The 21021-nt window shown below is 57.3% G+C and carries 16 protein-coding genes and 1 tRNA gene; 5 read left to right on the plus strand and 12 right to left on the minus strand.

Annotated features, from left to right (window positions below):
• Positions 1-48 precede the first annotated feature (48 nt).
• The 5 genes from LVE68_RS14815 to LVE68_RS14835 all read right to left on the minus strand — a co-directional run bounded on the left by LVE68_RS14815 (position 49) and on the right by LVE68_RS14835 (position 4583).
• Positions 49-513 (minus strand): TerB family tellurite resistance protein, encoded by a 465-nt coding sequence (locus LVE68_RS14815; protein ID WP_232941212.1) that lies wholly within the window; start codon positions 511-513, stop codon positions 49-51.
• The gene (gene tal / locus LVE68_RS14820) at positions 494-1477 is read right to left on the minus strand and encodes a transaldolase (RefSeq protein ID WP_232941213.1); all 984 of its coding nucleotides are present in this window, start codon (positions 1475-1477) and stop codon (positions 494-496) included. The genes LVE68_RS14815 and tal overlap by 20 nt, the downstream gene beginning before the upstream one ends.
• Before the next feature lie 157 nt (positions 1478-1634).
• A complete protein-coding gene (gene dusA, locus LVE68_RS14825; RefSeq protein WP_232941214.1) occupies positions 1635-2612 on the minus strand; it encodes a tRNA dihydrouridine(20/20a) synthase DusA in 978 nt (325 codons plus the stop codon).
• An 89-nt stretch (positions 2613-2701) separates the two neighbouring features.
• Entirely contained in the window at positions 2702-3910 is a 1209-nt protein-coding gene (locus tag LVE68_RS14830; RefSeq protein WP_232941215.1) for a glycerol-3-phosphate dehydrogenase/oxidase, read from the minus strand.
• Entirely contained in the window at positions 3894-4583 is a 690-nt protein-coding gene (locus LVE68_RS14835; RefSeq protein ID WP_232941216.1) for a glycerophosphodiester phosphodiesterase family protein, read from the minus strand. Before LVE68_RS14835 ends, LVE68_RS14830 begins: the two co-directional genes overlap by 17 nt.
• A gap of 650 nt (positions 4584-5233) precedes the next feature.
• Here LVE68_RS14835 and LVE68_RS14840 point away from each other — a divergent pair.
• Positions 5234-5962, plus strand: a complete 729-nt coding sequence (locus LVE68_RS14840; RefSeq protein WP_232941217.1) for a fimbrial biogenesis chaperone — start codon at positions 5234-5236, stop codon at positions 5960-5962.
• Between the two features lie 4 nt (positions 5963-5966).
• Here the strand turns inward: LVE68_RS14840 and LVE68_RS14845 are convergent, their stop codons facing one another.
• From LVE68_RS14845 to LVE68_RS14855, 3 genes are read right to left on the minus strand one after another with little or no spacing between them, the layout of a single operon-like run.
• On the minus strand, positions 5967-6971 hold the full coding sequence (locus LVE68_RS14845; RefSeq protein ID WP_232941218.1) for a hypothetical protein: 1005 nt from the start codon (positions 6969-6971) through the stop codon (positions 5967-5969).
• Positions 6956-9439: a TcfC E-set like domain-containing protein gene (locus LVE68_RS14850; protein WP_232941219.1), complete on the minus strand. Its 2484-nt coding sequence runs from the start codon at positions 9437-9439 to the stop codon at positions 6956-6958. The genes LVE68_RS14845 and LVE68_RS14850 overlap by 16 nt, the downstream gene beginning before the upstream one ends.
• A gap of 44 nt (positions 9440-9483) precedes the next feature.
• Positions 9484-10029: a hypothetical protein gene (locus tag LVE68_RS14855; RefSeq protein ID WP_232941220.1), complete on the minus strand. Its 546-nt coding sequence runs from the start codon at positions 10027-10029 to the stop codon at positions 9484-9486.
• Positions 10030-10360: 331 nt separating this feature from the next.
• Here LVE68_RS14855 and gltX point away from each other — a divergent pair, with 331 nt between their 5' ends.
• The 4 genes from gltX (at position 10361) to LVE68_RS14875 (ending at position 16017) form a co-directional block, all read left to right on the plus strand.
• Entirely contained in the window at positions 10361-11836 is a 1476-nt protein-coding gene (gene gltX / locus LVE68_RS14860) for a glutamate--tRNA ligase (RefSeq protein WP_232941221.1), read from the plus strand.
• Positions 11837-12114: 278 nt separating this feature from the next.
• Positions 12115-12190, plus strand: a tRNA-Ala gene (locus tag LVE68_RS14865).
• Between the two features lie 296 nt (positions 12191-12486).
• Positions 12487-12684: a hypothetical protein gene (locus tag LVE68_RS14870; protein ID WP_232941222.1), complete on the plus strand. Its 198-nt coding sequence runs from the start codon at positions 12487-12489 to the stop codon at positions 12682-12684.
• A 63-nt stretch (positions 12685-12747) separates the two neighbouring features.
• Positions 12748-16017, plus strand: a complete 3270-nt coding sequence (locus LVE68_RS14875) for a hypothetical protein (RefSeq protein ID WP_232941223.1) — start codon at positions 12748-12750, stop codon at positions 16015-16017.
• A 21-nt stretch (positions 16018-16038) separates the two neighbouring features.
• Here LVE68_RS14875 and LVE68_RS14880 read toward each other — a convergent pair whose 3' ends face one another.
• The 4 genes from LVE68_RS14880 to LVE68_RS14895 all read right to left on the minus strand — a co-directional run bounded on the left by LVE68_RS14880 (position 16039) and on the right by LVE68_RS14895 (position 20535).
• Complete coding sequence (locus LVE68_RS14880) at positions 16039-17703, minus strand: replication endonuclease (protein ID WP_232941224.1); 1665 nt, start codon at positions 17701-17703, stop codon at positions 16039-16041.
• 194 nt (positions 17704-17897) lie between these two features.
• Positions 17898-18164, minus strand: a complete 267-nt coding sequence (locus tag LVE68_RS14885; protein WP_232941225.1) for a helix-turn-helix transcriptional regulator — start codon at positions 18162-18164, stop codon at positions 17898-17900.
• Positions 18165-18301: 137 nt separating this feature from the next.
• Entirely contained in the window at positions 18302-19258 is a 957-nt protein-coding gene (locus LVE68_RS14890; RefSeq protein ID WP_232941226.1) for a hypothetical protein, read from the minus strand.
• Positions 19259-19290: 32 nt separating this feature from the next.
• A complete protein-coding gene (locus LVE68_RS14895) occupies positions 19291-20535 on the minus strand; it encodes a site-specific integrase (protein ID WP_232941227.1) in 1245 nt (414 codons plus the stop codon).
• Positions 20536-21021 lie beyond the last annotated feature (486 nt).

The raw sequence follows: 21021 nt of genomic DNA on the forward strand, positions 1-21021 counted from the left end.
AGGCCGCTGGCCGCGACCGGCATCGGCGGGCGGTAGGTTGTAGCGGGGTCAGGCCTCCCCGCGGCGCATTTCCCGGGCCTCGGCCCGCGCGCGGGTGAAAAGCCCGTGGGGCAAGTAGATAAGCTCCGCCACGCGTCGGATCAGGTGCTCCTCGAATGCCTCGATCACATCGTCGGAAAACGCCACTTCCCACATCTGGCGTACCAGCAGGTACTTGTTGCGTTCATCAAACTGGTCGTTTACCACCTGGGTGAACTCATACAGGGAGGTCGCTTGCTCGCGGTGGGACAGGGCGTGCTCGACCATCTCAGTTGCCTCCGCCTCATCGAGCCGGTAGTGCTCCTGCAGCAGGCGCACCAGTGTCGCCTGCTCGCGATCGTCCAGCTTCTGGTCCACGGTGGCCACCTCGGCCAGCAGTGCGGCGCTGATCATGCGCACATCCCGGTCATTGTTGACCTCGACATCCTCGCCGCTGCCGATCTGCTCGAAGAGTTTACGTATTTGTCGCAGCATTCCGGTTTTTCTCTCCCGTGGTCACCTGCCGGGCCAGCATGGCTTCCAGTTGCTCCTGGTCGTGTACGAAATTGCGGATACCGTCGGCCAGTTTCTCGGTGGCCATGGCATCACTGTTCAGCTGGAAACGGAATTCCGCTTCGTTCAGTGGCTCAGCCGGGCGCGCCTCGCCCGCAGTACCGGCCTCCAGGCCGGCGGCCAACTCGCCGTTGTCCTGTTCCAGTTCATCGAGCAGCTGTGGGCTGATAGTGAGCCGGTCGCAGCCGGCCAGCGCCTCGATCTCCCCGGTGTTGCGGAAGCTGGCACCCATCACCACCGTCTGGTAGCCCCGCGACTTGTAGTAATGGTAGATGCTGCGCACTGATGCCACCCCGGGATCCTCGTCGGCGGGGATGTGCTCAAGCCCGCTTTTGGCCTTGTGCCAGTCCAGGATGCGCCCGACAAACGGGGAAATCAGCGTGACACCGGCTTCGGCGCAGGCTACCGCCTGGGCGAAACTGAACAGCAGGGTGAGGTTGCAGTGGATGCCCTCGCGCTCCAGCACCGACGCGGCGGCAATGCCCTCCCAGGTGGAGGCGACCTTGATCAGCACCCGTTCGCGCTCCACGCCGGCCTGCTCGTACAGGGCGATCAGGCGGCGTGCGTATTCCACCGACGCGCGGGTATCGAACGACAGGCGCGCATCCACCTCGGTGGAGACCACGCCGGGCACCAGGTCCAGGATCTCCCGGCCGACGCTGACCGCCAGTTTCATCGCCGCGAGCTTTTCCCGATCGCCGGTTTGGCGGTCCGCCCATTGCAGGGCCTCATCGATATAGCCCTGGTACTGCGGCAGTTGTGCCGCCTTGTACAGTAGCGAGGGATTGGTGGTGGCATCGTGGGGACGGTAGCGGCGGATGGCCTCGATGTCGCCGGTATCGGCCACCACCTGGCTGCGTTGCCTGAGTTGTTCGAGCTTGTTCATGACGGGGCTCCCTGAATTACCTGATTCCTGTACCTGGTTCCTGCTGCCGCTGCTCCCGGTGTCCGTATCCATTGACGCCCGGCACGTAAAAAAGCGGATTACCATCATGGAAGGGAAAGGTGCGCTCGGCAACCCCCGTCGCCGCGCCCGATGGTACTCAGGCGGCCTGGGTGACCAGAGACAGGGCCTGTTCCACCACGTCCACCCCCGCCCCTTTCTTGTGGGCGTTCTCGCTCAGGTGGCGGCGGAAGCGCCTGGCCCCCGGCAACCCCTGGAACAGGCCCAGCATGTGGCGGGTAATATGATTGAGCCGGTGGCCGGCGGTGAGTTCGCGCTCGATATAGGGCAGCATCTGCTGCACCACTTCCACCGGACCGGGACCGGGTGCTTCCCCGAACAGTGCGCTGTCCACCTCCGCCAGCAGGTTGGGGGTCTGGTAGGCGGCGCGGCCCAGCATTACACCGTCCACATGCTGCAGGTGCTCCAGGCACTCGTCGATGGTGTTGATACCGCCATTGAGGACGATCTCCAGTTGCGGGTAGTCCCGCTTCAACTGGTAGACCATCTCGTGCTTGAGCGGCGGTATCTCGCGGTTCTCCTTCGGGCTCAGGCCCTTCAGCCATGCCTTGCGGGCATGGACGATAAAGGTAGTGACCCCCACCGCCGCCTGGGCCTCTACAAAGCGGGTCAGGCCGGAGTATTCCTCCATATCGTCGATGCCGATGCGGTGCTTGACCGTTACCGGTACCGATACTGCCGCACGCATGGCTGCCAGGCCCTCGGCCACCACTTCCGGCTCCGCCATCAGGCAGGCGCCGAAACGGCCGGATTGCACCCGGTCGCTGGGGCAGCCGCAGTTCAGGTTGATTTCGTCATAGCCCCACTCCTCGGCGATGCGTGCGCACTGGGCCAGCTCCGCCGGGTCACTGCCACCCAGTTGCAGGGCCACCGGCTGCTCGGCCGGGTCAAACTGCAGGTGACGGGGCTGGTCACCGTGGATGATGGCCCCGGTGGTGACCATTTCGCTGTACACCACCGCGCGCTTGCTCAGCAGCCGCCACATATAGCGGCAGTGGCGATCGCTCCAGTCGAGCAGGGGCGCGGTACAGAAGCGGTGGGTAAAGCTTGTGGACATAAAACAGCGTGTCGGTTTGTGGCGTAGTAAAACGGCGCATTATAGGGGATGGGGACGCCAATCCATAAACCGGTCGCCCGGGCAGCTGTTCAGAGGTTGCGTTCCTTCTCGGAGGCGCCGAGGGGGTCATTGACTGCTCGCAGTGGCCCGCCGCCACCGGGCCCGCCATCCAGGGTCGGCTGCAGTTTGCGCAGGATCTTGCGTGCGGTGGCACGGTAGCTGGTCAGCTTGCCGCCGGCCACGGCGAGAATGCGCGGGTGGCGGCTGTCATTTCCGGTGATCAATACCTCACGGGTGCGCGAAAACGGACTGGCCTCGGTTTGCGGCAGCACCCGCAGGCCAGCCCAGCTATCGCAGATATCGCTCAGTAACAGGTTGCGGGTGCGCGGGAAGTAACGCTGCAGCGTGTGGAGCAGGTAGCGCTCCTCCTCCACGGTGGGGCCGACGTCGCGGGGGTCGCCGTGATAACTGCGCTCGGTAGTACCTACCAGGGTTCTGCCGCGCCAGGGCATGATGAAAATGGCGCGGCCGTCCTCTGCCTCCACATAAAAGATGCTGTCGCCGAGGATAATCGGCAGCTCGATATGGGTACCCGCCACCAGATCCAGTCGCGGCAGGGGCGCCGCCGGTGAGCAGCGTTCATTGGTGGAGGCCACCCAGGGTCCGCTGCAGTTCACCAGGGCACGGGTATGCAGGGTGCTGAGCTGCCCATCGGCTACATAGTCCACCAGCAGCCCGTGGTCGGTAAGCTCCGCCCCCACCAGGCTGGCGGGGCAGATCAGGCGCGCGCCACCATGCAGGGCGGAATTGATAACTTCATGGGTCAGGGCGGCGTCGTCCGTCTGGGCATCGAAGTAACGGTAGACCGCCAGCAGGTCTTCCTGGTCCAGGCCCTGTAATGTATGCCACTCATCGCGGGGAACCTTGCGGAAGCGTGCGTACTCGCGGGTAACGCCGGCCAGCAGGGAGTATAGCGTCAGTCCCAGGCGAATCTGCCACGGGGGGCGTTTGCTATGCCGGTAGACCGGCAGGTAGAAGGGCACCATATGGACCAGGTGCGGTTTGTGGTCCAGCAGCCACTGGCGTTCGCGCAGGCATTCCCGCACCAGCCGCAGCTGCCCGGTCTCCAGGTAGCGCAGGCCGCCGTGAATCAGCTTGGATGAACGGGAAGAGGTGGCCGCGGCAATGCCCGACTGCTCGAGGATGGCCACGCTGTAGCCGGCATTGACCAGGGCCTCGGCGGCGCCGGCGCCCTGGATACCGGCCCCTACTACGAGTACATCAAAATCCGTAGACATCACTGGCTTCCCGGGAGCGCATCAACAGGGCGAGGTTACCGGTCAGGATATGGTGCGCCCCGCGCCGGCGCCAGCGTACGGCTTCCTCCGCAGAATTGATTTCGAAAACCACCCACTGCCAGGGTCCCGGGGGGAGTTCCGGGCAGTCCACCTGGCTGTCCTGGATCAGCAGGTAATCCGGTGCCAGGGTCAAAACCCCGACAGAAAGGCTCTGCGCCACGCTTTCCACTTTCAATGCCACCTGGTGGCAGCCCAGGTTGCGGGCCATCCGCAGGCTGCGGATATCGGTACTCACCAGGGCAAAGGAATCGCTCTCCGGGCGGATCAGCCGCGCCACCCGGCCTATGGTGTTCTCAACCCCCATACGCTCCATTTGCGCGTGGTCCACTTCCACAAACCAGTCCAGGTGACGGTGACGACTGGCCCAGTCCACGACATCGGCCAGGGTATTCAGGCCGAAACCGCGCAGGTCGCCGTCACGTAACCGGTCGATGGCCACCGGCTTGCCACCCGGTACCTGCAGGTTGGGAGCATGGTGGCACCAGGGCGTGCCGCTCGCGCTGAACTGGATTTCCGTGTGGATCGCGCAGGCACCGAGGCCGTGGGCCGCCTCGAAAGCGGCGATGGTATTGGCCTGCTGGCGTACGGTGTCGCCTCGGTGGGCAATGAGCATGAGCTTCAGACCTGAGTAGCGGCGTTATTGTCGTCGACCCCAGGGGGATTCCACATCGGTCGAACGGTCGCCCCATGAGAGCGGCCCCACTGAAAAAATAGACCGTACACCGGCGGTTGCAAGCCTGCAGCGCCGGGAAAAAGCCGTATCAGCATGGGCGATCAGGGCGCCCCGTGGGGCGCTGGCTAGACTGTCTTCATCAGTGGTGCAGCTACCCCAGAGCCGGGGTGGAGGTAAATATGTCGCGCAGCGCGATGACACGGGCCCTGTTGGTGTCATTATTGGCCTGCCCGCTCGCCCTGGCGGACCACGCAACCGCCACCGGCAGCGTGCACATCGCCCTGCGTTTGCCGGTCTCGGTCGAATTTGATGCCCCGGACCTGCAAAGTCCACGGCCTCGGGTCTGCATCCGTCGCGTGCCGGCGCGGCATTATTCTGTGCGGGTGGGGAGCGGTTCGAGCAGGCCAGCGATCACGGGCGACGTGGTGGGGGCTGGCAGCTGTATCCCGGTCCGTCCGGGTTCAGCCAATACTGCTCCCGGCCACGGGCACGAGGGAATCCTCACCGTCATCATCGCTGCGGAGTAAGGGGGCGCTTGCGGGGGAATTCTGGGCTGTCGCCGGTACGCTTGTTCGGCATAGAATGGCGTCATGAACTACTCCCGCTCACCCGTGTTTACTGTTGCCGCCATGAAACGCTTTCTCGTCGTCGCCCTTCTGATGCTGGCCCAGCCTGCGCTGGCTGCCATGTCGCTGGACAAGATCATTGTCTACCTCAACGACCAGCCCAACTCCCGTGACGATATTGTGGTCTCAAACCCGGACGAGGAAACCCTCTACCTGCAGACGGAAATTTACCGTGTTGAAAAGCCGGGTATGGCTGATGAGAAACGTGTGCGGGTGGTGGACCCGAAAGAATTCAGGCTGCTGGTGAACCCCGCCCGCGCGGTATTGGCCCCCGGCGAACAGAAGCGCTTTCGCCTGATGTCACTTGAGCGGGACCTGGAACAGGAAGTGGTTTATCGGGTGACTTTCAAGCCGGTAGTTGGAGAGGTCAAGTCAAACCGTTCGGCGTTGAAGATTCTGGTCGCCTATCAGGCGCTGGTGTTTGTGCAGCCGCACACGGCTGAATACCGATTTGAACTGGAGCGGAACGCCGGCGGATTGCAGCTCGTTAACCGTGGCAATATCAACGGAGAAGTGGCGGTGATGGAATATTGTGAATCGCCCGGCAATTGCCGCAAATTGTCTCACACGGGACGCGTTTATGCTGGCGCCAGCCTGCCTATCGATGAAGCGCTAGCGGACGGAGAGTTACGACTGCTTGTTCGCGGGCAGCAAAGTGAGCGTCTGTCACTGCCGGTGCCGGCCGTCGAATAATTCGCTACTGAAGTTCTACGGTCAAAATAAGAGTGTCTGTATAGGTGGTTGATTTCGCCCCGGCCAGCTCGCTGGCCGGTACCCTGATCAACAGCTGCATATTGTCCGAGCCGCTGCACAGCGGATCCCCGTTACCCGGCCATGAGCCCGTGACTGCCTGGTTATTGCCGAGGGCAACCAGCGTGCCCGCACCAAGGTCGCCCACCTCCACCTGGTAATTAATCCCGTCGTCCGTGGGAGCAAACACGAAGGCCCCGCTGCCACCACTATTCTGGCTTTCCGCCCGGATACTGAAACTGGACTGCCCCTGGGTGAACACGCAAAAGTACTCGGTGCTCTGTGCATCGTTGCCGCTTGCGGCAGAAGGCGTGATGGGGATCGGGTCCAGTCGGGCGATCTGGATTGCTGGCGCAACACTCAGTTGCAGGGTAAAGGCCTGGCTATCAGATTGGCCCTTGCCACTGCGGATTGCCGTAAAGCGGAACTCACCGCTGTATATGCCCGGCGCGAGCTGGTTCAGGGGGGAGCTGATTGATGCATCGAGCCTGACCGCTTCCAGCAGGTTAGACCGTCCGGTTGCTGAGCCGGTGGCGGTGCCTGTTGCGTCAGGCCTCAGCGGGTAAGTTGCGTTCTGGGAATCAGTATAAGTGAACTGGATGTTAACCGGTTCCCCTGCGGCGTTGGTCAGTGTGTAGCTGCTGCTGTCAGGCGACGCCGTGCCTTCAAATTCAAATGTATATGGCTGAAGCCTGATCTGGTTGCCCTGGATTACCTCCAGCGAAAAGTTTACTGGGTTAATCATGGTAGAGCCGAGGTTGTAAGTTCGGCTGAAGGTGTGGGCAAGGTTGCAGACCCGGATTTTTGCTTTGGCGGAATTGTTGCCGCAGTTCTGCGCTGAAGCATTGCCCGCAAACAGGAGCACCAGCATGAGCAGTATCCAGTCGGCCGCTGGTCGACTGAAACTGTACGCCTTGCGAGCTCGATTGCTAGAGATCAATGTTGGTCGCACTGTGCGGTTTCCAGGTCAATAGTGCCGAGATTCAGCCAGCCATCACCGAAAGACTGTTCAGCAAGTCCCACGCGGCAATCCCGCCAGCGGACGAAGGACGCGGGTAGTGGCTTGCCATCGGTGGGCATTTCAAGCTGGAAAACCCCGTGGCTATCGGTTTGCGTGGTGAACCCGCCGATGGTGATGCGCGCGTTCTGCACCGGCTTTTGCCCGCGGGTAATTCGCCCCAGGGCGAGGATAATATTCTGGACCCGGTACTCCGCGGAGGCCACGTTGCCGGGGTAAAGAGTGATGGTTTCGTGCAGGTCACTGAAATCATGGAAACCATTTTCCAGGGGTTTCAGTTGGACTTCGTAACTACCAAAAGCGGGCAGGTTAACGAGAGAGCGACCCCCACCAGTCGCATAACCACGCCGGGATCCATTAACGAGTATCTCAAATTGCTGCTCAGCGCTGCCGTTTATATCCACTAATACGGCACTCTCGTAGCTTTGCTCGCCACCCCAGGCGAGTCGGTTACCATCGCTCACCAGGTTGGTGCTGAAATTACCGAGGTAATTGAGGGCCTGGCTTTCACCCCCGCGCCCACCATGGCTGCGGTAATCCAACGTGGAGTTCAGTTGCCCGCGGCGCCCGGCAACACGGGTGTGGCTGGCCAGGTAGCTTTCATCATCCCCCGCCTCCAGCGCCAGGCGCTGGCTGACCTCCATGGGCCACAGTTCCCGATCCTGCCAGCTTGCTTCAACGCCACCTCGCAGGCTAGTGCCGGATTCGCTGTCGTGAGAGAGCAGGGAGCGCCCACCGTAATTCCAGTGATTGCCCCGGCGGCGAAACTGGAAACTGGCGGTGGAAATGGACTGACCATCCGCATCGCTGTGAGTCAGGCGCATCTCCCCGTGCCAACTTTGACTGCGCAGTATATTGCGCCGGTATTCCAGGGTGGCCAGGGAGTTGGCTCCAGGCAGCTCATCCTCGAGGACGAACCCCGGGAGGCTGTAAGCAGTACCTGTATCCCTCTCGCTGTAGCGCAGGGAAAGCTGGCCGCCGAATACCGGGGCAGTGATGCTTGCACTGCGCTGGTTGAAACCGGTAGCCAACATAGAAAATTCCTCGTCGGCGCCCTGGGGCTCCGCGTCCAGCCGTGACTGCTCCAGCGCAACACTGAACCAGGGGGTGAGAAGCTGGCCGTACAGGCGGTATCCCTCGCGCCCATCATCGCCATGGAGGACCTGGGGAGAAAACTCCAGATACTCGCCAATCCAGCGAGCGCCCAGCTCCAGCATTTGCTCGGTTTCAGTGCCTGCCAGGTTTACGGTCCCGCCCAGGTTGTCCCAGAGGCGACGGGCAAAGCCTGCCTGCCAGTAGTAGGTGTTGTATCGCTCCGGTAATACCTCATCATCGATCAACCGGGCAGGCTGGCCCACTTGCACGTTCCATCCCCACTCCCCCGGAGGCGGTAACTGTGAGTCCTTGGCAAAGAACTGGCTGTATTCCGCCAACAGTCGCCCAGCTTCATCGAAAGTGCGGATCTCCAGTTCATAGGCGCCACCGGGCAGGCTGGAGGTATCCAGGAGCCGGTTGCCTGCCTCGAGGATTTCGCTCATCAACAGCCGATTATCCCGCCGCACCTCTACCCGGCCCCGGACCGGCATATTGACCTCCAGCAGCGTGCCCTGCCGGTAGCGGTTATCTGTGCGGCTGCGGTTGGAGCTCCGGTACTCGACGCCATAGAGGAATGGCGATGCACCGAAGAGGCTGACCCCTGACCTGGATTGCAGTAGTCCTGCGGCATAGGCGTGACCGCGATAATCGCGGGTCCAGTTGAGGGTATACACACGCTGATCGTCCCCGAGGGCCCAGCGACTGTGCAGGCCACTCTCGCCGAAGCTGACGATAGAGTGGCCGTACAGCGACACGCTCTCCTGGTCACGCCCGTTATCAGTGCGCACTCCTGACCAGTTGCCGGACAGGTTCTGGACTACCGCAAAGCGGCTGCTGGAGGCTGGCAGGTAAGGGTTGTCGACAGCCGCATCGCGGGGCAGCAGTTGTGGTGCAAAGAACACATCAACCCGGTAGCGGTCAGGGTCGTAAATCAGGCCGAACTCAGCCGGAAAGAGCAGCCCACAGTCGCGCTGCTGCCGGGACTGGCACACCAGGTTTGAATTGCGGCGAAAGGGACGGTGGAGCCGCTCCAGTAACAGGGCTGGGTTGTTGGTGTCCGGCAGCAAACCGAGCAGCGCATCCGGGTCCTCGAACCTGACCGTGCCCTGGTCAATCGTGGAGGTGGCTGCACCCAATTGGCGCCCGCCGTAGTAGATATCCACCACAAGTTTCTGCGGTGCAGTGAGGTCTTCAAAGCCCGCCGGTGCCGATGTCTCAAAGGTCAGCGCCGCACTGGCCGCGGCAACGGCGACGTCGCTGCAGCAGAGTAGGGTAACCAGGAGGAGACCGGTTGGGCGGGCAGGCATGGCGATTACCGGGCGCCGGCACGGTTGTCCGGCGCCTGGGCCCTTTACTGTCCAGACACCTGGATCGTCAGGGTATCGGTATAGCTCTGTTCAGTCGCTGACAGCCACTGGCTCTCTGCGACGTTCACGATCAACTTGGCATTGTCGGCGCTACAGGTGAGCCCCTGGGCAGGGACGTATGGGGCCGCCGGCTCCACAATACCCGTGCCATTTGGGGCATCGCCGGTATCCAGGGCCGTGTCCGAGGTATATTCGACCGAGTAGGGCAGGTTCTGGCTGGTGCCCGCAAGCTCGTAAGTTCCTGCACCGGCAGTGCCACTGGTCAGGGTCACTTCATAGTTTGAGAAGCCGATGGAAGCTACGCAGAAGGTATCGCTACCTGTCAGGTCCCCCGAAGTGCTCGCGGCGTCCGCAGAGAGGTCAATGGTGGTCAATCCACTGATGACAATCGCCGGCGTGATGTTCAGGTTGATGTCGACCGTGCCGGAAGAGGCTGCAGAGTCAACCGAACCATCCTGGGTGACAGCAAAAGCGGATACGGTTATGGCGGCAGTTACGGCGGCGATAAGCGCACGAAGTCCTTTTTTCATTGAGGTTTCCCCGGAAAAGTCTTGTCTTGATAAATGGTGTTGATAAGGCGTTTTTTATTGGCTGTGCCATTTTCGATACGTACATGGGCACCAGCTGGATCCTCCGTGAAACCTGAATCGGGGGCGCTGGTACCGACCAAATCGAGGAGCAGATCATACTGATTTTGTGATGCCAGTCACTATCTGGCGGTCTCTTTTTTGGGCTATTTGCGATTATTTTGCACGCATTGTCAGGTTGGGCAGTTTGCGCTGCCCGACTGTGACCCGAAGCCCCACAGCGATATAATGCCGCGCCTCAAAAACACTCCCATTGATCTGGACCAGGCTTGTCATGACCGTAAGAACCCGTATCGCGCCGTCGCCCACCGGCGACCCCCATGTAGGTACCGCCTACATCGCCCTGTTCAACCAGTGCTTCGCCCGCGCCCAGGGCGGCAAGTTCGTGCTGCGGATCGAGGACACCGACCAGCAGCGCAGCACCCCGGAATCCGAGCAGGCCATCCTCGACAGCCTGCGCTGGCTGGGGCTCGACTGGGACGAGGGCCCGGACGTGGGTGGCCCCCACGGCCCCTACCGCCAGAGCGAACGCGGCGATGTCTATAAAAAATACTGTGACGAGCTGGTCGAGAAAGGCCACGCCTTCCATTGCTATCGCACCGCCGACGAGCTGGAACAGCTGCGCGAGGAACTGCGCGAGGCCGGCCGCACCGCGCTGAAGCCCAGCGACCTGGCCCTGCCGGAAGAAGAGGTGGAGAAGCGCCGGGCCGCCGGCGAGCCCTACGTGGTGCGTATGAACGTGCCCGAGAGCGGCACCTGCGTGGTGGAAGACCTGTTGCGCGGCCCCATCGAGATCGACTGGGGCCAGGTGGATGCGCAGATCCTGCTCAAGTCGGATGGCATGCCCACCTATCACCTGGCCAACGTGGTGGACGATCACCTGATGGAGATCACCCATGTCCTGCGCGGTGAGGAGTGGATCAATTCCGCACCCAAGCACAAGCTGCTGTACGAGTACTTCGGCTGGGACATGCCGGTGCTGTGCCACCTGCCGCTGCTGCGCAACCCGGACAAGACCAAGCTGTCGAAGCGCAAGAACCCCACCTCCATCCTTTATTACCAGCGCGCCGGCTTTATGCCCGAGGCCCTGCTGAACTACCTGGGCCGCATGGGCTGGTCCATGCCGGACGAGAGCGAGAAGTTCAGCCTGGACGAGATGCTGGAGCACTTCGACATCATGCGCGTCTCCCTGGGTGGGCCGGTGTTCGACGTGGAGAAGCTGTCCTGGCTCAACGGACTGTGGATTCGCGAGCTGGAAGACGAGCAACTGGCAGACCGCCTGCAAAACTGGCTGCTCAACCGCGAGAACCTGCTCAAGGTACTCCCACACGCGAAAGGCCGCATGGAGACCTTCGGCGACTTCGCCCCGCTGGCCAGTTTCCTGGCCGCCGGCCAGCTGCCGCTCACCGAGGCCAGCTTCAGCGCCAACAAGCTGGAACTGGACGAGCAGAAGAAGCTGCTGCAGTTCGCCCTGTGGCGCCTGGAGGCCCTGCGCAGCTGGGACAAGGACAGCATCTTTCAGAGCATGAAAGCCCTGTCCCAGGCCATGGAGATCAAGCTCAAGGACTTCAATGCGCCGCTGTTCGTGGCCATCAGCGGGACCACTGCGTCCTTCTCGGTCATGGACGCCATGGTCCTGCTGGGCCCGGACCTCAGCCGTGCCCGCCTGCGCCAGGCCGTGGACGTCCTCGGCGGTGCCGGCAAGAAAGTGCTGAAACGCTGGGAAAAGGAATACGCCAGCCTGGCGTAACCGCCCGTACCGGTCAGGGCGCACACAAGGTGCGCCCCTACGGCCAATACCGCCCGCACCCGTATACCGGAACCCCAGTAGGGGCGCACCTCGTGTGCGCCCGGATTCACGACCAGGCTGGCACAGTGACTCCCGGCCCGGGGCGCACAAAAGACCGATCTCGACGCACCGGTCGTAACTGGTTGATTAAAAAGTTATTTTCCCTGTTGACAGGCGCCGGCCCGCTGTTAAAATGCGCCTCGCTTTCAGGGGAAACCCACGAGAAAGCAACCCAATTTGGGGCCTTAGCTCAGCTGGGAGAGCGCAACACTGGCAGTGTTGAGGTCAGCGGTTCGATCCCGCTAGGCTCCACCAAATTATCGTTGTAAATCAACGACTTAGAAGCCCGCCATTGAGTGGGCTTTTTTGTGTCTAAAATTTAAGTCCCTATTAAGTCCAGAGAGTCGGCAACGCAAGAGTATTAGAGTCAGTGGGGTGATACCCCTCGCTCACCCTGCATCTCAGTCTTGAGATCCCTCCAAGCTGCTCCTCTTTGTGGATTCCCAATCCATCCCTCTTCCAGTGATACCATGTGGCAGCTGCTAACGGAGCATTAGCCTCAAAAGCGGCTGGTATGGACTGACTTGGATGCCTAAGTAGGGAGGCAAAAAATGAGCATTAAGCAGAAGGTCAAAGTCATTGGCTCCAGCAATCAGATTTCGCAGAGCGCCAATACTTCTTCAGGATCCGGTGGCAGTGGTTGGATGGCCTTTTGGGCAACAATCCTCGCAGCGTTAATTGTGGGTGCCGCAAGCTTGGGCGCGGCATACCTAGAGTCGAGAGCGGTTTCTCATGAATCCTCAGACTAAAAGTGAGCCTGATTAAGCTACAAGTTAGCCATATTTGATAACACCTGCCTGGATTTTTTTGGAATGTACGACTCGACTCGAAAAAATATTAATCAATCAGTCGCTATCGAGGGTGACCAGAATAACGTTAATCTGACAGTCAACGTCTCGCCGGGATTAGCAGGTGTCTTTGGTCTCGGTAAGTGGCTCGGTAATTTAATGAGCCGACCTGTCCCCGTCCACAATCCGATAGGAGAATCCCTCTTAACAGCACCCAGAAAGGCACTCCGATTAAATCGTTATCAAGAGGCAATCAGTCTCCTTGAAAACTTGGTTTTTGACCATGATCTGTCAAATTTTAATTCTGAAGTGCTGTCAGATGCGATATCGCTATATTGCTGGGCACTGTATTCTCTGGAGAAGCTCGCTGATTGCCTCCAGTTTTTAGGGCAAGTTGAGGGGGCAGTTGGCTGTCACCGAGCTATTGATGTATGGCGTGCCATTACCAAGGACAAAATCCAGGGTGTGGAGGGAGACGTTTTCAAGTCGCTCATCGAAAAGTACCAAGATAGTGCCGTACTAATTTACTACTTGATGGGGTGTGATAAACCTGAGTTTCAATTGCTGGCTAGAGAAAAAATCTCACACGCCATTGAGGACGGCGATTCGGAAAAGTTGAAGAAGCTTTCTGGACCTATTCAACTTTTAGTTCTAGATGCAATTGCAAGGGAGAGCTTTGATGAGGCGAGAGCGTACTTGAGTCATGTTCATTTGGATATAGTTGAGGACTATTTGAAAGTGATGCTTCCAACCTACTTAAGGTTGAAGGAAATCATCGCTCTAGAGCTAGTATCTCATAATGTTCATATTCCTGCTTCCGTATTGCGTGAACTCCATCAGATAAAGAGGGAGCTGCTCGAATCTGTTAAGGAGGCTGAAGGTGATGGTTATGATTACTTGGAGGGTAAGTCACTTTTAGTACTGGCTTATGCTTTACTTTCCGAATACTCAAAGGCTGTAGATGTACTTAGTTTAAATCAGCTCCTATCCAGCCCCGTTGACGTGGTAAGAACAGTCGCTCTTTGTTATCAAGGTATGGAAGATTGGCAGGGAATGGTTACCTTTATTGACTCCCTTCCGTCTGAGATAACTGATAATCTTCATAACGAAAAATTTGTTGCTCTGATGAATTCTGGCCGAAAATCTGAGGCGGAAGGGTTGGAGGTTAACCCGAGTGTCGGAGCTGCGCTCAACGCCGAGTCGGCAGATTTGTATTCTGTAACTGACAAGCATTATGCAATTCAGCTCGCAGTAGCAAAAATAATTAACTTTGATCAGAGAGAAGAAGGTGTAGGCTACTTAAAGCATTTGCTAAGTCAAGAAACATCAATTACAGAGCGTTTTTACTTAGCTATTGCTTTGCACTCGGTGGGGTTGAGTGATGAATCCTTTAACCTTTTAAGCTCGGTATTTGAGGGCGTCGAATTTGGTCTTGGTCATGCTCAATGGATATATTTGAAGTTGCTGCTGGAGAAAAATTTTCAGAAATCTTTATCGAGAGCTTTTGGTAAGATTGGTGAGGATATAATTTTTTCTGATAAGAATGTGGCTGATATTTTTCTCAATTTTACACTTTCCACGAAGGGGCCATCGGAGGCCCTTGAAAAGCTTGAAGCAGCATCTGAGAAAGTTGATTCGGTTTTTATAAAGTTCCACATATTGCATTTGTGTTACCTGCTAAATAACCATGAAAAGGTTCGGCAATGGGTGTCGGAGTGGGGGGTCCCAGAAAATGCAAGCGATTATCAGGTTTTATGCTACTTACAGTTTTGTGGCGGAATTATTGATACCCTCTCAATTTATGAAAGGCTCTATAATATCTATAAGCGAAATGGCCATAGGCATGAGATTCAAAAATTGGTCATGGTCTTCTTTTTTAATCCCATATGGCTTGATAGATCTGCTGTTCTCGCAGATCTCAAGCCTGACAAGGAAAGCTTTGCTGCATATGTTCTTGATGATGCCAGTGAGATTATCCTCATTGATTCCCAGGTCGCTAATGGCCCCTTAACTTTGGCTAAGGGGCCGGATGACGTCCCAGCCTTAAAAAGCGCCTCTGTGGGGGATGAGGTAGAGCTAGAAGGTGCTACCAGAAAGGTTTCAGCAATTATACATCCGTATCTCTGGATGCGACGCCATGCAATGACATCTCTGTCAAAAAGGCCTGAAGAGACTGGTGTTTTTCAGTTGGCTGTGGGCGCTGGAGGTGAAGTTGTTGAAGAATTCAGGAAATTTATTGCAACTTCTGATGAGCAGAGAGAGTCAGTGCTACAGGAGGTGCTTGATACGGGTTTCCCTTTAGCTCTCTCACTAGTGGGGTCAGATGGAAATCATCTTCGTGCCTGGAGAAGTGTGCATGAGTTTGCTCCTAAGCGTTCGGTGAATGTTGTTCATAGAGATCTTGAGCTTGATTGTCTCGAAGGGAAAAAGCTAATTTTAGACCCAGGTGCGATATACACGATTTTTTGTCGAACGTCTCTTTGGGAAAGACTTGAGGTTAGTGTTGTCCCTTCTGCTGCTTACATGTGTCACGAGTTCTCTGAACATCAATCAGTGACGAGAGGGTCAGGGATTGATGATTTAACTAAAAACTTTGATAGATATGAAATTTCAACTATTCCTGCAGAAGATCCAAAAGAGGAAGTTGTTGAAATTCTCAATAATTTGGACGTTGTGACTAAGGATTCTTTTTTATCGTGCCTGGGATATGGAGATAGAATTTTTGTAACGGACGATCCTGCGATAATAGAGGTGGCAAATCACGTTGGTTTAGAGGCGGTAAGTACATTTTCTGTGATTAAGGCGAAAATGCTTGACTGTCATCAGTCTGGAGTGAGTTATAATGATTTCGCTCAGACCTATATTGAGCTTTGTGACTCATGTTTTTCAGTGAAATCTTTTCCTGTCATGCTTCTTTCCTACCTCTTGGGCGAAGAGTGTCCGAGAGATGTTGCCCTCCGATTTATTGATAGCTCCTTACGGGAAATACCTTTAACTGAGGATAATGTCCGGAATCTGGCCTTTTCAATTCTTATTGCAGGCCCACAAAGTTCGACCGCGATGAAGCTATCACATATGTTTAGGCATCTGCAGGAGGCGGATCGGAGAGGGTTTGCAAAGCATGCATCGATAGATATATTTCGTGCACAAGCAGGGTTCTCCGATAGTGCTAAGATCGCTGCGATAATGCTCTTGGTTGAGGCCTTTTCTATTCCCGGGGTTCGTCCTCTAGGACCTCCGTATGGTTCCGCGTACTGCTTAAAATATCTTGTGCATTGCTTACAGAATAGCTAGTGGTAAGTGATATTCGTACACTTATTGACAGAACTCCAAGGGCGGGGCGTTCGCCCCGCCTGAAGAGAAGTTCAGGGGCGAATATTCGCCACCTTGCTCCGATACAGCCATCGGCCGGATGGTCCAGTCAAAGAACCGAGTCCTGACCTTTTCGACTCCGCGGTATAGCAGCCCCAAAAGCTTCTTGGCTTCTTCCCCATATTTGTTGAGAGCCGGCTTGGTGACCTGGTAAGCCCGCAGAGGCTGGTCCTTGCGGGCAACAGTGGGCCCGCCGGACAGGTCCACAAACCGCTCCCAGTCTCCCTCATCAGCGGCCTTGACGATCTCGGCCAGCTTCTCGTCCCCCACAGAGTCCAACACGGCTTCTTTGAGGTCACTGTGAGACAGGCGTCGGCACTCCCGCCAAGCGGTAACCGCCGGACCGCCGAGCTGCTGAAACTGCCGAATTCCCCAGGTTGATGCCCAGGCGCGAATACGGGTGGCACTCTCTATTGCCTCGTGGCCATAGAGGTCCTCGCCCACGTCCACTCCGTCGATGTTCTTCGCTATGTATTTGGCGATATAGCCGGTCGCAGTGCCTTTGTCTGGGTCGATGTATTCGACCTTCAGACGGTGCTTGTCAGCTCCTGTCTCATGGCCATCCACCTCCAGGGCATAGTGGCGCATGACTTCAATGGCTGGCTTCACCTCTGTTTGCGGCAGGAACAGGAGCAGGTGCCAGTGGGGGCACCCGTCGTGGTGGGGTTCTACCACTCGGAACCCATAAGGCTTGATTGCCATGCGGTCGAGCTTCGCCCGGACCTTGCTCCACTGGCGGTTGAAGTAGGCCTGGGCGTCGGCAGGCGTATAGCCCTGATACTTGGGGTTGGGTATGCAAGGTTTGGACAGGAAGCTGTGGTACTTGGACGGAGCGGTGAGGGTCACGAAGATCCCTACATCTCCCCGTTTGGCTGAGGTGGCCTCAAAGCCAGATAGCCGGGTCATCAGCTCGTTTCGGCGGTTGGTCAGGTTGGAGATGCCTCGCTTGCTGATATCCAGGAGGCTGAAGACCTGGCCTACATCATTCTCGGCAACCAGCTTGGCCAGCAGGCCCTCATTCCGGTTCCACTGGGAGAGCTTGCGCTTCACACCGTTGTTGCTGGCATAGATACCGGATTGCTTGTTAACCAGTCCCAGCTTGATATGCACCGTCTCCAGGATGGTGTCCTGACGCCTGCGGATCTGCCGGCGCCACCACTGCTCGCAGAATGTGCGCGCGAGGGCCGGTGCCAGCTCATCATGGCCCGCTTCGTACGGAGCGGGGTGTGGGAACTCAAACCCACAGGTATCCAATACGGAAATAACCTTCTCAAGAGCTTTCCTGAAACCGCGAGTCTTGAGTATGTGGATAAAGGCCCTTTTCAGTTGTGGGGCCTTGCGGCTGGCGAAGCTCTTCACCTCGTCATCTGATGAAGTGATGAACAGCCCCTCAAATGATCTGCCAAGGGTGAGCTGCTTGTGTAACTTGCGCAGCTCTGTATTCGCGGCCACGTGCCCCTCTTGGAGTGCGAGGCGCCTGTAGTGGTGAGCGAGGGGCGGGCAGATGTACTCGTGTGCGCGGAAGATCCGCTCTCGGAACTGGCGACACTCACGAGTCCCGAAGCCTTCGGTGATACCCAATGCCTTATCCAGGGCAAACTCAGCCATGATGGAAGCCCCTTCTTGGCTCGCCCCGAGGATCTATAGGTAGGCCCAGAGGGATGATCCTTTGGCCTATAGGCCGGATAACGCCTATAGGTCCCCTTGTGAGGGCTGAAAGGGTTAGAGCGGGGTGCGACCTATAGGCTGAACAGGGTTCAGGACCCTGTGGGCTATAGGCTCGGTCCGGTGTGGCGACCATGCTATAGCCCCAGCTGGCCCAGGTGGTCCAGCTTCTGCTGCTCGTCCAGCCACCGGTCCAGGTCTTCCCGCAGGTAGCGGACGGCACGACCGATCTTGATAAAGGGTGGTGCTGGCGTCCGGGAGTCTCGCTTACCGTCCATGCGGGATTGGCGAAGAAATGAGCGGCTCATGCAGATGTACTGCGCCGCTTCCTGTTCGCTGAGAGCGCGAGATTGGAGTGTTTCGCTGTTGTGCCCCATGTTTGCCTCATGTCTATCAGTGAGCATGTGGCCACGTTAAAGGGCGGAAATGGTTGATTAACGTTAGCGTTAATAAATAGGGGGTTGATTAACCTTAGCGTTAATTATTTACCGCTTCGCTTAACTTTTCTGCTTAATTTCGGTTGCCCAGTTGGCTAGGGTGCTTACTCGGGGCACTCCGCGGCAAGCCTACTCCTTATCTTAGCTAACGTAGGGCCAAATGAATTCCAGGTAAGCGATAGGGACTTGCCACTCCGGTTACACCACTCGATACAGTCGGAGTCCACACGAACTAGTATGTGGTCAGTGTCGAATACCGGTTCGTCAAGATCGGCGTCTTGTTCTATGAGTCGCCAGATCGCTTTGGCTTTTATGTGAGGGTCGGCACGAACTATACGCTCGATCAACTCGTGTAATTGGCTGCTGCGAAGACCTCGAGTTTGCGCCTTTACATCACCAACTGCTGCCGTTCTACGAACTTCGAATCTGGCTTGAGACTGTCGATCGCGAAAACGCTCTATTTCGGAGGCGGGAATTCTTAGGGATTCCGGCTCGAATCTGGAGTTGCTTTTAAAATCGAGGATCGGTCCTTCTTTGCCTGGTAAGCTCTTTCGAAAGTCCTCAAATTCCTTAGGTACCGGCTCTGGGCTGGCCATCTTGTCGAGCATGTCGGCGAGAGTGTCCGTCCATGGCGTAGCTTCTTTGGGGAGGGGGGTAGCATAGAATTTGTGTAGCGGAAACTTGTCTTTCTCGACAGGCCTCCACTCTCTAATCGGACCGTGGGGTAGTTCACGCTCAAATGGGTATTGGTGGCGCCAGTCAGAAACGCCAAAGTCCTCCCACACGTAACCCCAGCCTTGGCCCACATGAATGATTTGTCCGTCCAGCAGACTAGCTATGGTATCCACATGTAGTGACATGTGGCCGCGATACCGGATTACTGCACAGCCGATCCAATGGTCAGTCTCTTTGGGCACGAACAGCAGGATCTGCCTATGGCCTGTATATACGACCGCTTGGATTTCTTTGGATCTTATGGCATGGGCTAGCTCGGAACCTCTTAAAGACAGCATCTCTTGGGCTTCAGCTAACGTATAGCAGGGGCTTGAGTAGTGGGTCATTTCTATAGTCCTTGCTGCTTAACTATCTGTTTTCATCCAATCAGGGCGACGGCGTCAGCTTTGTGGTCCGGGGCTAAATGCGCATAACGTAACGTAGTGTTCAAGCTGGCATGGCCACATAGCTCCCGGACCGTGTTTAGGGGGACTCCATTCATGACGAGCTTAGAGGCGAAGTCGTGGCGCATGTCGTGCCAGCGGAACTTCTCTATGCCGGCCTTCTTCAGGATGCTGTTCCAGGAGCTCTTAACATTGTCCAGGCGGCCACCGTCGTCGGCAGGGAATACCAAGCCATCCGGTAGTGGTGCCTGGCGCAGCCAGTCAACCAGAGTTTGATGGGCAGTAGGACTTAGCGGGATATGGCGGGTCTTGCTGGACTTGGCTGTCTCTCCCCGCACGGTGATGACTCTCTTGTCGAGATCGACACATGACCATTCCAGGTCGAACAGCTCCCCGCGTCTCATGCCTGTCTTGAGGGAAAGGGTAATCAGCGGGGTCATGCGGTCGGCGAAGGCATGACCGCTCAGGTCGGGCAGGAGAGGGTAGCCCCGCGCTCTGCGGTGCTGGTTTCCTCGCTCCCGTCCTTCTTTCAGCTCACTGTCCCGCTGTTCCAAGGCCTTGAACAGCCGCTCTTCCTCTTCTGGCGACAGGTAGCGGGCCTTCCGGCCCTCATCGACTCTCAGGGCCTTCAGTTTCTTCAGGGGATGCTCTTCCAGCACCTCCCATTCCACCGCCTTAGTCAGGACCCCACGAAGGGCATTCACACAGCGATTGACGTAGGAGGGCTTACGGCCTGCTTGGAGTCGGTCGGTTCGCCAGCGCTCGATCTTCCGGAGCTGGATCTGGCTCATAGGTAGGTCCAGGAGGTCGGGGAAGGACGCGCGGACAGTGTTGATCGTGTATTGGCCGCTCTTCTGGTTAGAAAGTGCCCAGGGCTCGTACTGGTCGGTCAGAAAGCGTCCCAGAGTACCCTTTAGGGCCTCTTTGGCTTTCTGGCGACCCTCAATCTTCTCTCCCTGGACATCAATTCCCTCTGCGACCTTGCCGGCCATGCTTGTAGCCTGGTCCCTAGCCTGGGCAATGGTTAGCGAGGGGCCCAGCGCACCAATCTTGATCCGCTTGCGCCGGCCATCATTTGTACGATAGGAGAAATAGAAGGTCTTCCGCCCGGTGGGTTGGACCCGGAGCAGGAAGCCCCTCAGCTCGGAGTCCACGACCTCGTAAGCCCTCTCCTGGGGCTCAAGGCCTCGGACCGTTGTGGTGGTAAGCTTGGCTTGCATGAATCCTCCTAGAATCCCCTGATCCTAAATTTAAGTCCATATTAAGTCCAATCTGAATGAACAGGGGAGGGAGGTGAAGATTAGCAGTGAACAAGGGTGAACAATGTAAGCTATTGATTTGTATAGGTAAAGGGCGATTTTACTGCTTATAATTGTTCGTCGTGGTTCACTGGGATTTACGCATTTTTTACACTGGCAGTGTTGAGGTCAGCGGTTCGATCCCGCTAGGCTCCACCAAATACGAAAAAGGCCGCATCCGAAAGGATGTGGCCTTTTTCGTATTTGGTGGAGCTGCGGGGTGGAGGTTTAGCTTCCGGTTTGCAAGTAGCCATTTCCCTGGCGACTCCAAATGCCCGAATGCGCGCCTATTCAGGAGTGGGTTGGCTGGCTTCCGGGGCCGACCACTTGGATACCGGGCACGGTGTGCATAAGACCGATGGTGCAGTTCCACTCTGCCTTTGTTTTCGGGGATAATTTGCCGGAAAC

Source organism: Microbulbifer sp. YPW16, assembly GCF_021290385.1.
Lineage (GTDB): Bacteria > Pseudomonadota > Gammaproteobacteria > Pseudomonadales > Cellvibrionaceae > Microbulbifer > Microbulbifer zhoushanensis.